General features: G+C 61.0%; 8 protein-coding genes and 1 tRNA gene. 7 read left to right on the top strand and 2 right to left on the bottom strand.

Annotated elements, in window-relative coordinates:
• The first annotated feature begins 59 nt into the window (after nucleotides 1-59).
• Entirely contained in the window at nucleotides 60-1,052 is a 993-nt protein-coding gene (locus tag LOY28_RS12705) for a LacI family DNA-binding transcriptional regulator (protein ID WP_028940763.1), read from the top strand.
• Nucleotides 1,053-1,089: 37 nt separating this feature from the next.
• Here LOY28_RS12705 and LOY28_RS12700 read toward each other — a convergent pair whose 3' ends face one another.
• Complete coding sequence (locus LOY28_RS12700; RefSeq protein ID WP_204125426.1) at nucleotides 1,090-1,725, bottom strand: FMN-binding negative transcriptional regulator; 636 nt, start codon at nucleotides 1,723-1,725, stop codon at nucleotides 1,090-1,092.
• A gap of 129 nt (nucleotides 1,726-1,854) precedes the next feature.
• On the opposite strand from LOY28_RS12700, the gene LOY28_RS12695 reads away from it, so the two are divergent.
• Both LOY28_RS12695 and LOY28_RS12690 read left to right on the top strand, forming a co-directional pair.
• The gene (locus LOY28_RS12695) at nucleotides 1,855-3,378 is read left to right on the top strand and encodes a PLP-dependent aminotransferase family protein (protein ID WP_258613964.1); all 1,524 of its coding nucleotides are present in this window, start codon (nucleotides 1,855-1,857) and stop codon (nucleotides 3,376-3,378) included.
• An 83-nt stretch (nucleotides 3,379-3,461) separates the two neighbouring features.
• Nucleotides 3,462-5,459 (top strand): U32 family peptidase, encoded by a 1,998-nt coding sequence (locus tag LOY28_RS12690; protein ID WP_018928889.1) that lies wholly within the window; start codon nucleotides 3,462-3,464, stop codon nucleotides 5,457-5,459.
• Between the two features lie 171 nt (nucleotides 5,460-5,630).
• On the opposite strand, the gene LOY28_RS12685 is transcribed toward LOY28_RS12690, so the two are convergent.
• Nucleotides 5,631-5,705 (bottom strand) — tRNA-Gln (locus tag LOY28_RS12685).
• Nucleotides 5,706-5,929: 224 nt separating this feature from the next.
• Between LOY28_RS12685 and LOY28_RS12680 the strand changes: the two genes are divergently transcribed.
• From LOY28_RS12680 to LOY28_RS12665, 4 genes are all read left to right on the top strand, one after another.
• Nucleotides 5,930-7,042, top strand: coding sequence for a CapA family protein (locus LOY28_RS12680; RefSeq protein WP_018928888.1), 1,113 nt, complete (start codon nucleotides 5,930-5,932; stop codon nucleotides 7,040-7,042).
• A gap of 154 nt (nucleotides 7,043-7,196) precedes the next feature.
• Nucleotides 7,197-8,936, top strand: a complete 1,740-nt coding sequence (locus LOY28_RS12675) for a dipeptidase (RefSeq protein WP_258613963.1) — start codon at nucleotides 7,197-7,199, stop codon at nucleotides 8,934-8,936.
• Between the two features lie 157 nt (nucleotides 8,937-9,093).
• On the top strand, nucleotides 9,094-11,070 hold the full coding sequence (locus LOY28_RS12670; RefSeq protein ID WP_258613962.1) for a metallophosphoesterase: 1,977 nt from the start codon (nucleotides 9,094-9,096) through the stop codon (nucleotides 11,068-11,070).
• A 211-nt stretch (nucleotides 11,071-11,281) separates the two neighbouring features.
• Nucleotides 11,282-15,478, top strand: a complete 4,197-nt coding sequence (locus LOY28_RS12665; RefSeq protein WP_138867686.1) for a DUF5801 repeats-in-toxin domain-containing protein — start codon at nucleotides 11,282-11,284, stop codon at nucleotides 15,476-15,478.
• The last annotated feature ends 132 nt before the right edge of the window (nucleotides 15,479-15,610 follow it).

Here is a 15,610-nt window from a genome sequence, read left to right as displayed (position 1 = left end):
CGCGAGAAACCCGGGCCCTGTGTCATGATTCTGCGTCAACCTGACCGGCCTCGCCTCGCATGACTTCAGTGAAAGACGTTGCACAACTGGCCGGCGTGTCCCTGATGACGGTTTCTCGAGCGCTCAACAACCCGGAAAAACTGAGCCCCGAAACCCTTCAGCGGGTGCGTCGCGCCATTGATGAACTGCAATTCGTACCGAGCCTGTCGGCGCGCAAGATGCGCGGCGACAACCTCCAGTCGCGCACCATCGGTGTGTTCGCGCTGGACACCGCGACCACACCGTTCGCGGTGGAACTGCTGCTGTCCATCGAACAGACCGCGCAGCAGGCTGGCTGGAATGTCTTCATCCTTAACCTGTTGAGCAACCCGCCCACTGACCAGAACATCGACCTGATGTTGTCGCACCGTCCCGACGGGTTGATCTTCAGCGCCATGGGCTTTCGCCACGTCAGCATTCCCGAGCGTTTGAAGAGCAAACCGCTGGTACTCGCCAATTGTCTGGCCGATGACAGTCGCCTGGTCAGTTACGTACCGGACGACGAGACGGGGCAGTATCGCGCCGTGCATCACGCGTTGAGCCAAGGCTATCGGCGCCCACTGTGCATCAATCTGCCAAAACAGAGCCTGGCCTGGGGGCTGCGGCAAGAAGGCCTGCTGCGCGCCTGTCAGGCATTCGGGCTGGCGCCTGACGCGCTTCTGCAATACGACCTTTCCGAGCATGACGCCTACGGTGAAACCGCCGCCATCCTCGACCGGCACATTGTTGAGGGTCGTCCGCAATTCGACATTCTGATCTGTGGCAACGACCGCATCGCGTTTTGTGCCTATCAGCTGTTGTTGAGCCGAGGCCTGAAAATTCCCGGCGATGTCGCCGTGCTCGGCTACGACAACATGATCGGTATCGCCGAACTGTTCATCCCGCCGCTGACCACGGTGCAACTGCCGTACTACGAGATCGGTCGCCGGGCTGCCCGGCATCTGATCGAAGCCCTTGAGGTAGAGGGAGCCCAGCCGGTTGATTGTCCATTGGTGGTCAGGGCGTCGCTATGAGTGCGAGCGCCGCAGACCAGCCGGTGCACGAGGCGTCTCAGGATTTGGCATCGACACCCGCGAGCATTGCCTCTCCCAATACGATTTTTCCGCTGTCCTTGAGTGCCTGAGCGGCACCACGGATGTCTCTCGCTTCCTTGTTCTGACCCAGCTTGAACTTACCAACCAGGCGGGTGATCTCGATCTCTATCCCTACGATCGCCTTAAGCATTGAGGCAATGTAGTCCTTCGGGGCGTCCGTCATTTTCCATGGCTCGGGCTGGGAGGACTCATGGGTTCGGGTCAGGAGCGCCACCAACCCACGGACATAGCGTTCATCATCGTGAATGGTGATCCTCCCATGGGCGTGCACCACCTTGTAGTTCCAGGTCGGAACCTGTTTATGGGTCTCGTGCTTGCTCGGATACCAGGTGGGCGAGATGTAAGCCTCGGCACCGCGAAAAACCACCAGCACTTCGTCCCCGTCTTTCACGTCTTGCCAGACTGGGTTGGCGCGCGCGACGTGCGCCTGGAGAACACCGAACTGCCCCTGCGCAGCCTTCAACTCGAAAGGAATGTGGTTGGCATCCAGCCCGCTTTCACCGTTGGTAAACAGAATGCCCAGCGGGTGCTGCACGATCAGTTCATGAAGGGCTTCGGCGCGAGGCTCATCAAAATGGGCAGGTACGTACATATCAACTCCTTCAATCGTTCAAGGGTGGGGACAGCGCGCCAGTGGTGAGGTGGCCTTTGTGTGAATTGTGTGGATGAACTGGCCCATGATATAGAGCCAATATCCAACATAATCACTGAGCCAGAATTGATGGCACGTAAAGCCAACGTTGTTGAAATTCCATCGCTGGGCACGCTGGATCGAACCGCCGGTCAATTGGGACGCCAGTTGGCTCAAGCGCTCAGGTCCGCGATCCGCAGGGGTGATCTCAAGCCAGGCGAGCTGTTGCCGTCGACGCGCATTCTCGGAAAATCGCTGATGATTGCCCGAGGCACCGTCATCGAAGCCTTTGAGCAGTTGATCGCCGAGGGCTTCCTGGAATCCCAAGGCAGAGCAGGCACGCGGGTGGCCCGCTCTTTGGCAGAAGCGTCGCCAACCACCCGGCAGGAACAAGGTCGGCCAACTGAAACCAGGTCGTGGACGCCCTCTTCCCGAATCGAACGGTTCGCTCAGGTGGCCCAGCAATTTAAAGCGGCTGCGCAGATTCCATTCTCGGTATCGGTGCCGATTGGTAAAGCGGCGCCTGATGATATTTGGCGTCGCCTTGGCAATCGCATCAGGGCGCGAGGGGCTGGAGCGCCCTCGGGATACGGCGATCCACAAGGCGCGCTTGAGTTACGGGAAGCGGTAGCGGATTACGTGCGCAAGTCACGCTCAGTGCGCTGTGAGGCGAGCCAGGTGATCATTACTTCCGGCACGCAACAGGGCCTGTATCTCGCCTGTCAGGTGCTGCTCGACGTGGGGGATTTCGCGTGGGTGGAGGATCCGGCCTACCGGGGTATCACAGGAATTCTGGAAAGCGCAGGCCATACAAATCAAATGATCCGCGTCCCGGTTGATGCCGAGGGGCTGAATGTTGAAAACGGCATAGCGCAATGCCCCCAGGCACGGGCAGCCTTCGTGACCTCGTCACATCAATATCCACTCGGCATGCCAATGAGCATGGCCAGGCGCGATGCCTTGCTGGCATGGGCCAGGGCGTCCGATGCCTGGATCGTCGAGGACGATTACGATAGTGAACTGCGTTACGCCGGCCACCCTTTTCCATCCTTGCAAGGGCTGGACCCCGACCGGGTTATCTACCTGGGGACGTTCAGCAAAATACTGTTCCCCTCGTTGCGACTCGGCTACGCAATCGTTCCGCCTTACCTGGTGCAAGCCTTCTGCGGTGCGCGGGTCCTGATGGATCGGCATCCCGCCAACGCCGATCAGCACGTGCTCGCAGCATTCATCGCAGAAGGATATCTGGATCGGCACATCCGGCGAATTCGCGGCGTATACGCAGACATCCACAGGCAAATCATCGAGGCGGTTGCCAGGCTGATTCCTCGCGAACTTGCATGGCTGGAACCGAGCGATCAGGGCATGCATCTGGTGCTTTGGCTGGCGGAAGGTATCGACGATCAGTGGGTCGCCGCCAAAGCTTCCGAAGCTCAGGTATCGGTACGTGCCGTGTCGCCGATGTATGCCGGTGGCAATGGCCGTTCGGGATTGATTCTGGGCTTGGGTGGTTTCAGTGCCGAAGACATTGATTCCGCCACCCGGCGCCTTGCGCAGGTCATCACATTAGCTGCGCGGCCCTCAGCGGCGGCCAAAGACTCGATCACAACGTAGCCATCGGGCAGCACATGGGTGCCGGTCAAGCGTTTCGCCGCTACAATGCGCACCTTGACCGTGACAAGCCAGACTAAAAAAACATGTCCCTACCCAAGCATCACCTGGAATTGCTCAGCCCCGCCCGCGACGTGGCCATCGCCCGCGAGGCCATCCTGCATGGCGCCGACGCGGTGTACATCGGCGGCCCGAGCTTCGGCGCCCGCCACAACGCCTGTAACGAGGTGAGCGATATCGCCCAATTGGTGGAATTCGCCCGTCGCTATCACGCGCGGGTGTTCACCACCATCAACACAATCCTGCATGACAACGAGCTGGAGCCGGCGCGCAAGCTGATCCACCAGTTGTATGACGCCGGCGTCGATGCGCTGATCGTCCAGGACCTGGGCGTGATGGAGCTGGACATTCCGCCGATCGAGCTGCACGCCAGCACCCAGACCGACATCCGCACCCTGGCGCGGGCGAAGTTCCTCGATCAGGCCGGTTTCTCGCAACTGGTACTGGCCCGCGAGCTGAACCTCCAGGAGATCCGCGCCATTGCCGACGAGACCGACGCGGCCATCGAGTTTTTCATCCATGGCGCGCTGTGCGTGGCGTTCTCCGGCCAGTGCAACATCTCCCATGCGCAGACCGGCCGTAGCGCCAACCGTGGCGACTGCTCCCAGGCCTGCCGCCTGCCCTACACCCTCAAGGATGAAAAAGGCGGTGTGATCGCCTACGAAAAACACCTGCTGTCGATGAAGGACAATAACCAGAGCGCCAACATCCGCGCGCTGGTGGAAGCCGGTGTACGCTCGTTCAAGATCGAGGGACGCTACAAGGACATGGGCTATGTGAAGAACATCACCGCCTACTATCGCCAGCGCCTGGACGACGTCCTCGAAGACCGTCCGGACCTGGCTCGCGCTTCCAGCGGCCGCACCGCGCACTTCTTCCTGCCCGATCCGGACAAGACTTTCCATCGTGGCAGCACCGACTACTTCGTCAGCGAGCGCAAGATCGACATCGGCGCCTTCGACTCGCCGACCTTCACCGGCCTGCCGGTGGGCGTGGTGGAGAAAGTCGGCAAGCGCGACCTGCTGGTGGTCACCCACGAACCGCTGTCCAACGGCGACGGCCTCAATGTGCTGGTCAAGCGCGAGGTGGTGGGCTGGCGTACCAACATCGCCGAACCGAAAGGCGAGTTCGAAGAAGACGGTGAAAAGCGCTACCGCTACCGTGTCGAGCCCAACGAAATGCCGAAGGGGCTGCACCAGTTGCGGCCGAATCACCCGCTGAGCCGCAACCTCGACCACAACTGGCAGCAAGCCCTGCTCAAGACCTCCGCCGAGCGCCGGGTGGGCCTGGCCTGGGTCGCTCGCCTGCGCGAGGATCGCCTGGAACTGACCGCCACCAGCGAGGAAGGTGTCAGCGCCAATGTCGCCCTGGACGGTCCATTCGGCCTGGCCAACAAGCCGGAACAGGCCCTGGAGCAACTGCACGACTTGCTCGGCCAGTTGGGCACCACGCAATACCACGCCACGGATATCAAGCTGGATGCACCGCAGGCGTATTTCATCCCGAACTCGCAGCTCAAGGCCTTGCGCCGCGAAGTCATCGAAGCGCTGACCGCGGCCCGCATCGAAGCCCACCCACGGGGTGGTCGCAAGGCCGAGACCAATCCGCCACCGGTGTACCCGGAGTCCCACCTGTCGTTCCTGGCCAACGTCTACAACCAGAAAGCCCGCGACTTCTATCACCGCCACGGCGTCAAGCTGATCGACGCGGCCTATGAGGCTCACGAGGAGACCGGCGAGGTGCCGGTGATGATCACCAAGCACTGCCTGCGCTTCTCCTTCAACCTCTGCCCCAAGCAGGCCAAAGGCGTCACCGGCGTGCGCACCAAGGTCGCGCCGATGCAGCTGGTGCACGGTGACGAGGTATTGACGTTGAAGTTCGACTGCAAGCCTTGCGAGATGCACGTGATCGGCAAGATGAAGGGGCACATCCTTGGTCTGCCACAACCGGGCAGCGTGCAGCAGGTTGTCGGGCACATCAGCCCTGAAGACCTGCTCAAGACCATCCCTCGCGCGCCCCATTGAGTGACGGGCGAGCGCGCCGCTACGGCGGCGCGCTCGCTGTGTTCGGAGGGATATTTAACCGACACAAAAAAACGCCAGGCCGAATCGGCACTGGCGTTTCTCGTAAACACGACCATCCAGGACTCGCGCAATACCGCCGACTGAGTCATGACTGAATAAGTGTAAGGAAAATGGCAGGGGCGGCTGGATTCGAACCAACGCATGGCAGGATCAAAACCTGCTGCCTTACCGCTTGGCGACGCCCCTGTAGCTGTTGCGATGAGTGCCTGGCACTCTCTTTCTGAATGTGCAGCTTGCGAGCAATATCGAGCTGCTGCGTCCCTACGCTGCAAGCCCCGTAAGGGCCTCTGCAAGAACGCGCGGAAATTTATCAACTTTCGCTGCATCTGGGAAGCCCAAAAACAAACTAATTTGTTTTAAAACAGAGATTTACTGTTGATCCAGGCTATTCGGGATATCCGGAGGGTGCCATGGCAGCCGTTACCGATACGCTGAAGCTGTTTCTCACCGGCGATGTCATGACCGCCCGAGGCATCGACGCAGTGCTGCCGCATCCTGGCGATCCACGGCTTTACGAAGACTACGTCAAGAAAGCCGGCGATTACGTCCGGTTGGCAGAACGACGCAATGGCCCGATTCCCCGCCCGGTCGATTTCACCTATATCTGGGGCGTTGCGCTGGATGAGTTCGAACGTCGCCAGCCAAACGCACGCATCATCAACCTGGAAACAGCGGTGTCCCGACGCGGACGACCGGAGCCAAAGGGCATCAATTACCGCATGAGCCCGGAGAACTTCCCGGCCATCAGTGCCGCCGGCATCGACTGCTGCGTGCTGTCCAACAACCATGTGCTGGACTGGGGCGCGCCTGGCCTGGCCGATACGTTGGCCACCCTGGCGAACAACGGCATGTGCAGTGCCGGCGCCGGGCACAACCGGCAATCCGCCGAAGCGCCCGCCGTGCTGGCACAGCCTGACGGGCGGCGCTTGCTGGTGTTTGGCCTCGGCGCTCCCGACAGCGGCATTCCACCGCAGTGGGCCGCCACGGATAGCCGCGCGGGCGTCGCACGGCTGGAAGATCTGTCGATGCAAAGCCTGCGCCCTGTGGCCGAACGGATTCTCAAGTACAAAAATCCGGGGGATCGGGTGCTGGCCTCCATTCATTGGGGCGGCAACTGGGGGTTTGAGATCCCTCGTGAACAGGTCCGGTTCGCCCATGCCTTGATCGACGAGGCCGGAGTTGATGTGGTGCACGGCCACTCCTCGCACCACATCAAGGGCATCGAGGTGTACCGCGAACGCCTGATTCTCTATGGCTGCGGGGATCTGCTAAACGATTACGAAGGCATCGAGGGCCACGCAGATTATCGCGGCGACCTGGGGCTTTTGTACTTTGCCTCGCTGGCCCCGGACGGGCACCTGCAGACGCTGGAGCTGATACCCACTCGCCTGCAGCGCTTTCGCCTCTGTCGCGCCGAAGGGGATGACCGTCAATGGCTGCAAGACACCCTTTCTCGCGAGTGCAAACGCTTGGGCAGCAGCCTCCAGACGGGCGCGCAAAATGCCTTCGAGTTGCATTGGTAGGCTTTTTCATTTCTGCGTCGCTTTTGCATTTCTGTGCGACAGATCGCACTTCAGGTACTCCCGTACTACTCCCTCTTGGTGTTAGTTTGGAAAAGTTTCTGACTAATCAATCAGATATTTCCTACCAACCACCTGCAAAGGAATGCCCCCAGCAATGGACTTTTCACTTAAGCAACTGGCCGCGACAACCCTGATGCTGGCCAGCCTTTCGTCGTTCACCACCTCAGCGCACGCCAACATTACCCCGCAACAGAGCGCGACCATCCTCAAGACCTTCAGCGATGCATCGGTAACGGATTTCAGGCAGTTCCTGGAACGCCTGGCCAAGAGCGAGCTTGCCAAAACCGGCAACCTCGGCCCGACAATCAGTGCTTTCCAGGGCAACAAGCCCCTTTCCGCTGAACAGCAGAACGAGATTCATCGCCTGCTTGGCCTCTATGCGCGGGTGAAGTACGGCAACGCTGCTACCGAGACCTTGCGCGAACTGGTGGCCATCCCGACCTTCCGCGTGGACGGCGTGGCCCAACACGACAACCCTGAATTCATCAAGATCGGCGACAAGCTCAAGGGCCTGGCCCAGGCCTTCAACCTGAACTTTCGCAATATCGACAACCGAGTCTATGAAATATCCCTCGAAGGGGCTGGCGACGAAATCGTGGGCATTCACGCACATGCCGATGTGGTGCCCGTGACGCCGGAGAACTGGGTCTTGAAAGACGGCACCCGCCTCGACCCGTTCAAGGTCACCCTGGTCGGCGACCGTATGTATGGCCGAGGCACCGAGGATGACAAAAACGGCATCGTGGTCGCGCTCTACGCCATGAAGATCATCAAGGAAGAGAAGCTGCCGCTGGCTCGCCATTTCAAGCTGCTGGTAGACACCACCGAGGAAACCACCGGCGACGCCATCCCCTATTACTTCGAACACAACCCGACACCCAACTACAACCTGGCGCTGGATGGCGGCTACCCGGTGGTGATTGCCGAGAAAGGCTACGGCACCGTCATGGCGAACTTTGCCCTGCGGAGCGCTCAGGGCAAGGGCGCCGAAATCACCTCAATGACCGGCGGCCTGGCAACCAACCAGATTCCGTCAACGTCGGTCGCTACCCTTGTGACTGACAAGCCCGCCGAACTGGCCGCCAGCCTGCAGAAGGCAGGTAGCGATTATGCCAAGCGCAATGGCGGCAACTTCGAGGTGACCGCCAAGGTCGTCGGCAAGGACGTCAAGCTCACGGTCACCGGCGTTTCCGCCCACTCCTCCGAGCCCGAGTCAGGCATCAACCCGGTGGCACGGATGCTGGGCTTCATCAACAGCCTCGACGGCAAGGTCGCGCTCAAGCACAACCACATTACCGACGCCGCCCGTTATGCCGTCGACAACTGGGGACTGGACTACCTGGGCGGCAAGTTGGGGGTCGGTTTTTCCGATGCCTTCATGGGGCCGCTGACCACCTCCCTGACCTATGTCGGGATGGATGAAAAAGCCTTCAAGCTTGCGGTCAACCTGCGCGTGCCGAAGGGCAAGTCCCCGGAAGCGCTCAAGGCTGAAATCGCCGAAAAGCTGGGTGCCTGGAGCAAGAAGACTCACATTGCAGTGGCTTTCGACTACAAGATCGCCGAGCCGATGTACCGCAACCCCGAAGGTGAATGGGTCAAGGCGCTGTTGGCCGTGGCCAGCGAAAACCTTGGCATGGAACACAAGTTCGGTACCTCAGCCGGCGCCACTTCGGTCCATGAGCTGCCCAACGGTGTGCAGTTCGGCTTGGCAAGGCCTGAGCTCAAATACACCGGCCACAACGACAACGAGTTCAAGACCGTCGACCAGTTCCTGCTGGACCTGCAGATCGTGACCGAGATGATGGGTCGCATCGGGCAGTTGCCGACACTCTGATCCCCCGTCCGGACCCGCCATTCTGGCGGGTCCATCGTTTTGATCCTCTTGCCATGAACCGGCGGCTATCGCATAACTGACCTATTCTGAATCAACCGACAAGAAGTCAAACCCCACCTGATGTACCCGGACTCTTTACAGCAATGGAGGCTAGGCGATGAAGGAGCAATCGATTGAGTTCCGCCCTGGAGAGGGACACTTTGAAGAGGGGCACTCTGCGCTCCTCGCCATGACCCACGCCACCCAATCTTCCACGACCAATAGCCGCATCGAACTTTACACCCAGGAGTCGATGGTCAACTGGCTAGGCCCGTTTCAGCTCATGCGCACGGGCATGCAATCGGCCGCCGCCACCACCATGGGTGCCTTCGCGGACCCACGCGATGTGCTGGCCATGCTCAACCCCCGGGACTCCAACCCGCCCATCCAGCTGGCTGCCGACGGTGACGTGTGGATCGACTATCTGGCGGATACCGGCGATGGCTGGGACTCCACCTATTCCATGGCGCTGTGCGTCAGCCAGGATGTCAAGTTGCCGGAGCTCACGCTGCCGCGCGGCGACGTGCTGCTGCTCGGCGGCGATCAGGTCTACCCTACACCGGCCCAATCCGGCTATCGCACCCGTTTCCTTGATCCCTTCCGCGCCGCCTTCCCCGCGCCGGTCCCCAAGGTCCGCCCGAATGAGCAGGACCAGCCCGTGCTGCAGCCAGGTGCACCGTGGATAGTGGCGACGCCCGGCAACCACGATTGGTATGACGGCCTGCGCGGGTTCTCCCAACTGTTTTGCGAGCAGAAGCCCATCGGCGGCTGGGAAACCCGTCAACACACCAGTTACTACGTGCTGCAGCTGCCCAATGGCTGGTGGATCTGGGGCCTGGACCTGCAATTGGAGTCGATGATCGACCGCCAGCAGAAGCAGTACTTCGAAGAGATGCGCGCCAAACTGCAGCCAGGCGACCGCGTGATCCTCTGTACACCCGAGCCGAGCTGGGTGGATGAGGCCGAACGACTCGCACGCGTGGGGCGCAAGACCCTGCCCTCGATCGAGACCCAGACCTTGCGCTTCAGCAGTCTGCGCGAGATCGAGCAGCTCTTGGGTGACCACTTGGCGGTGGTCCTGGCCGGAGACTCGCACCACTACGCGCGCTACCAGCCAAAAGCCGGCAGCCAGGCACCGCAACGCATCACCTGCGGAGGCGGTGGCGCCTTCCTGCATGGCACTCATCAACTTCCAGATCCGCCCGAGCCAATCACCGTCGGCGGAACGCCGCAGCACTACGAGCTGGCGGCAACCTACCCGGACAAAAAGACCTCCGAACAGCTGCGTAACCGGGCATGGCGGCTACCCACCCACAACCTCTCGTTCTGCGGCATGCTGGCGATCTTGTACTTGCTGTTCGACTGGATGGTAGAAAGCGCCAGCAAGGTGCCCCATCCGGCGCGCGATAATCGCAGCCTGGTCGAGGTATTGTCTGGCCTCGAAGCCTCTATTCCCAACCTGCGCGAGGTATGGCGACAGCTGGTCCTGGTCCTGGCACACAGTCCTTCGTCGGTGATGCTCGCCGTGACCATTGTGCTGGGCTGCGCAGTGCTTTCAGCCGCCGGGGTCAAACGCACCCGAAAGCTTGCCTATGGCGTCGGGGCCGTTCACGGGTTGCTTCATCTGGGACTGGCGATCGGGCTGCTGTGGCTCATGGGCCGTATCAACATCCACTACTTGCAGTTCGAGGTAGAAAACCTGCTCCAGGTCTTGTTGTTCCTGGTGGGGACACTGGTGCTCGGCGGTAGTTTGGGAGGCCTGCTATTCGGTGCCTGGATGGTCATGGCCAATACTTTATGGGGGCTACATAGCGAAGTGGTTTTTTCCTCGCAACGCATCGCCGACCACAAATGCTTTCTGCGTATGCACTTCAACGGCGACCAACTCACCCTCTACCCGCTCAAACTGGAGAAGGTCTGCCGGCGCTGGTCCGTGGCGTCGGGAGTCGCCAAACTGGCGAAGGTGCAGCGCACCTGGAGGTTGCGGGCAACGCCTGAAAGCACTGGCCCGCGCTTCGTGCCGGCCTCGGGCGAGCTCGAACTGCGGCTGATCGAGCCGCCCATCGTGATTCGGCGTGGAGGAACCAGCTCATGAGGTCGCCCCCGCCGCCGTCTTGTGCTCATTCACAAACGTAATATACGACGTTACTCCTTCGCGCCCTCCTCCTCTTTCCCCTCCCAAGTAGTCTGAAACTCCCATCCCGCATGGGAGTTTCGGCCGATGCGCAATCCCCGGCGCTTCTCCATAGTTGCGACCAAAGGTCAACGGTCAGGCCTCGATGACCGCAATTGCTCTGGAGAAAGTCATGGCTACCGGCGAGCAAAATTCATCGCTAACGGGCGATCCGACCCCCCTATACATTCCGACCCTCGACTCAGTGGTCAACGCTCTCAGCGTTGTGACCTCTGGCGCGAGCGTTACGCTGGACGAAACGGCCGGGTTGCAAAACAGCACCGCCACGCCAAGCCCCGCGGGAGACGCTGACGACAACGACATTTTGCTGGCCTCCCTGCCCTCGACTTTCTCTACCCGTTTGACCGCACTGGGTGCAGGTACCGCAATGGGTGCGGCCTTGAGTGGCTATACCGGCGCCGTGGGCAATACCGGCAGCAATGCGTTCAGCGTCACCGCCGACCCTGGAGCAACCATTACCAACGTCAGCTTCGTCGACAGCACTGGCGCACTGCTCAATGGCGTGGACAGCGGACTGGACACCCTCGATGGCACCAGCATCCTTCTCTATACCGATACGAGCAACGACAACATCCTGGTGGGCCGAGCCGGGAGCGCAAGCGGCGCAATCGTGTTCGCGGCCTATATCGAAGAAACCGGATCGCCACTCTCGGGCGGCAAGATCTGGACCGTGGAGTACCAACCGCTCAAGCATCCAGATGCGACGAACCCCGACGATGCGGTCAATCTGCTGAATAAGGTGTTCATCGGAGCCGGTCAGGACGCGGAATTCAGTCTGGCCAATGCGCCGTCGGGTCAGCAGTTGTTCCTGATGTTCACGACCGCGGGCGCGACGGCCGATGCGAACGGCCGGATTCCCGGCGTCTCGATCGTCGTCACCGGCAGGGATCCGCTGGATCAGTCGGCAAGCAGTGCTGCCATCACCAGCGCCGACACGGTTAACAGCAGCCAGGGCGGCGGCAGCACAACCCTGGGCACCAACAACCAGGCGATCACCGAACAGGAAGGCCTGCGCTTCAGCTTCGTCACCGGTGCCAAGGCGGACTTCACAGTCCCCAACCTGAGCCCGGGCGAAGCGGGTGTCGAACAGAACATCGACTTCACCCAGTACTTCGGCGCCCGCTCCGCGACCTTCAAGATCGTGCAGGAGACGGGCGGCACGACTGCGAAGCTCTTGCTCACCGCCGTCAAGAACGCCGACAACGTCAGCGGGTCGCAGAGCGGTGTCAACTTCGTCAACAGCTACGCCAACGACAGCACCGAAAAGGTCGCGATCACCAACGGCAGCGTCACCGTGAAGACGTTCGCGGGCGCCACCGTCAGCACCGCCGTCATCACCTACAACGCCGACGGCACGGTGCTGATCACCGGCGTTCCGACCGACTCGCAGATCACCTACAGCACGGCGACCGACCACAACCGCGTGATGATCGAGAACGCCGGGTTGCTGACCGACAAGAACGGCGACAAGACGCACGCTGACTTCGACATTGGCGGCTTCAAGGTGCTGCAGTCCAGCACGTCAACCGCCGAAATCGGCTCCAAGATGATCTTCGAGGATGATGGGCCGAGCATCAGCACCACCGGCACGGAACCGACCCTGACGGTGGACGAAACGGTACTGGCGACCAACGATACCAAGAGCTTTGCCGCCAACTTCACGTCGGCGTTTGGCGCTGATGGGGCCGGCACGCTGACCTATGCCCTGGGCGTGGTCGCGGGAGGTTCAGGGTTAACGGACACCGCCACCGGTGAGGCAGTCAACCTGTCACTCAACGGTGCAGTGGTCGAAGGTCGCACGGCCACCACCAACCTGCTGGTGTTCACGGTCAGCGTGGCCGCCAATGGCGACGTCACCCTTGACCAGATCCGCGCCGTGGTGCATCCCGATGCGACCAATCCGGATGATTCGAAGACGCTGACCTCGGACAATCTGGTGACGCTGACGGCGACCAAGACCGATGGGGATGGGGACAGCGCCCATGCCACGCTAAATATCGGGCAGAACCTGGTGTTCAAGGATGACGCCCCCAACATCAGCACCACCGGCACCGAGCCAACGCTGACAGTCGACGAAACGGTACTGGCGACCAACGATACCAAGAGCTTCGCGGCTAACTTCAGTTCGGCGTATGGCGCTGACGGTGCCGGCACCCTGACCTATGCGCTGGGCGTGGTCGCGGGCGCCTCAGGGCTGGTGGACACAGCCACGGGCGAGGCGGTGAACCTGTCGCTCAATGGCGGCGTGGTCGAAGGTCACACGGCCACCACCAACCTGCTGGTATTCACGGTCAGCGTCGCCGCCAACGGTGACGTCACCCTCGATCAGCTCCGCGCCGTGGTGCATCCCGACACGACCAATCCCGATGATTCGAAAACGCTGACCGCGGACAATCTGGTGACCCTGACGGCAACCATCACCGACAAGGACGGCGACAGCACCCAGGCGACCCTCAACATCGGCCAGAACCTGGTGTTCAAGGACGACGGACCGAGCATCAGCACCACCGGCACCGAACCGACGTTGACGGTGGATGAGACGGTGCTGACCACCGACGCCACCCAGAGCTTCGCGGCGAACTTCACCTCGGCGTATGGCGCCGACGGTGCGGGTACGCTGACCTATGCGCTGGGCGTGGTGGCGGGTGCCTCCGGGCTGACCGACACGGCCACCGGTGAGGCAGTCAACCTGTCGCTCAACGGCGGCGTGGTGGAAGGCCGCACAGCCACTACCCATCTGCTGGTGTTCACCGTCAGCGTGGCCGCCAACGGTGACGTCACCCTCGACCAGCAACGGGCCGTGGTGCATCCCGATCCAACCAATCCGAATGATTCGACGAGTCTGTCCTCGGACAATCTGGTAACCCTGACGGCGACCAAAACCGATGGAGACGGCGACAGCGCCCATGCCACGCTCAACATCGGCCAGAACCTGGTGTTCCAGGACGACGGCCCTACACTTGCCTTCGGCAATCTGATCGGCACCGGTAGCATCCTTCCACAAACAGGGTACTGGGATCACTCGGCCGGAGCCGACGGATTGGGGGCAACCGGACTGGATATTTCGTTGGTGAATAACCAATTCACCCTCGTCCGGCCAGACAACACGACCACCACCGGCACCGGCACGCTCACCGAGCAGTCGCCCTCACCGGACGTCAATGGCGCCTACCATTTCGCAGGCACGTTGACCGGTGATTTCGACAACAACGCCGCCACCGCGAATACCAGCGTCGACTACACGCTGACCGCCTACACCAATGGCAGCTATACACTGGACCTGGTGCAAGGCTTCAGTTCGCAGATCGTGCTCAGCAGTGCCGACGGCTCGCTCAGTGCCGGCGGCCCGGATCCGGTGCGCACCTTGTTGATTCCGACGACGAATGACCCGACCATTCCTTCGGCCTCCGAGGAGATTGTGTTCTTTTCCGCCAAGGCGACGGCGTCGACTTCGGACATCCTGACCGGCATCGGGCTAGGGAAACCCGACCCCACCGAAGCCCAGCTACAGACCACCCCGCTGCCGTCGTACATCGACCCCGCAGCCATGAACGTCAGCACGTCCGGCATCGGCGTCGGCAATAACATTCTCCAGGGAGATAACCTGGCGGCCATCAGTTCTGCCGATGAAAGTTTCGTGATCAATCCGGAGACCCTGCTGGCGGGCATGAAGATCTTCATCGACAACTCCGTGGGAGGTTACAACACGGCGACCGAAGACCTGTACTACAGGGCCTACTATGAGGATGGCACGTTCTCGGCCCTCACCGAGGTGAACACCGTGACGCCGGAGGCCGGCGGACAGGTGTCCTTCCTCGTTCAGCAACAAGGCACGAAGTTGATTGATGCGGTTCAGCTCACGATGGGCCGAGGCGATGTCAAGATCCCGGTGATCCAGTTCATTCAGCCGACCGAAAGCCTGGCCAGCGATATCAAGCTGGCATTCAACGCGACGCTGACGGACAAGGATGGGGACTCGGCGACGAGTGGTTTCGACGCCAACCTGTTCGCCAACGACTTGGGCGCCACCTTCGACTTCACGCTGGTGGGCACAAGCGGTGAGCGGGATGCCTTCAACGTCGATTTGTCACTCACCCAGAACAAGTACCAGATCACCGGCTTCGATGCGAGCGCAGGGCTGCGCGACACGCTGGTGCTCAACGGCGACCAGAGCGCCGTTGTGCAGTCGATCGACAACAGCGGCGCCAACAGCGTCGTGACGATTGCCGAAACGGGCGGACAAATCACGACCATCACCTTGGTCGGGGTTGATGTTCTGAATACCGACATTGTCCATGGCAGCGCCTGAGGCAGCGCGTGTGTGAAAGGATGCGAGGGTGGCGAAAGTCACCCTCGCATTGTTTTTGCAGTTCCAAAATGAGATCGGCACGGATCGAATTCGCTGTGGGTTCTCAAACACCACAAGGCTTAAACACGGCAG

Source organism: Pseudomonas sp. B21-017 (genome assembly GCF_024749245.1).
Taxonomy (GTDB): Bacteria; Pseudomonadota; Gammaproteobacteria; order Pseudomonadales; family Pseudomonadaceae; genus Aquipseudomonas.
This window is presented reverse-complemented; position numbering and strand designations above follow the sequence as displayed.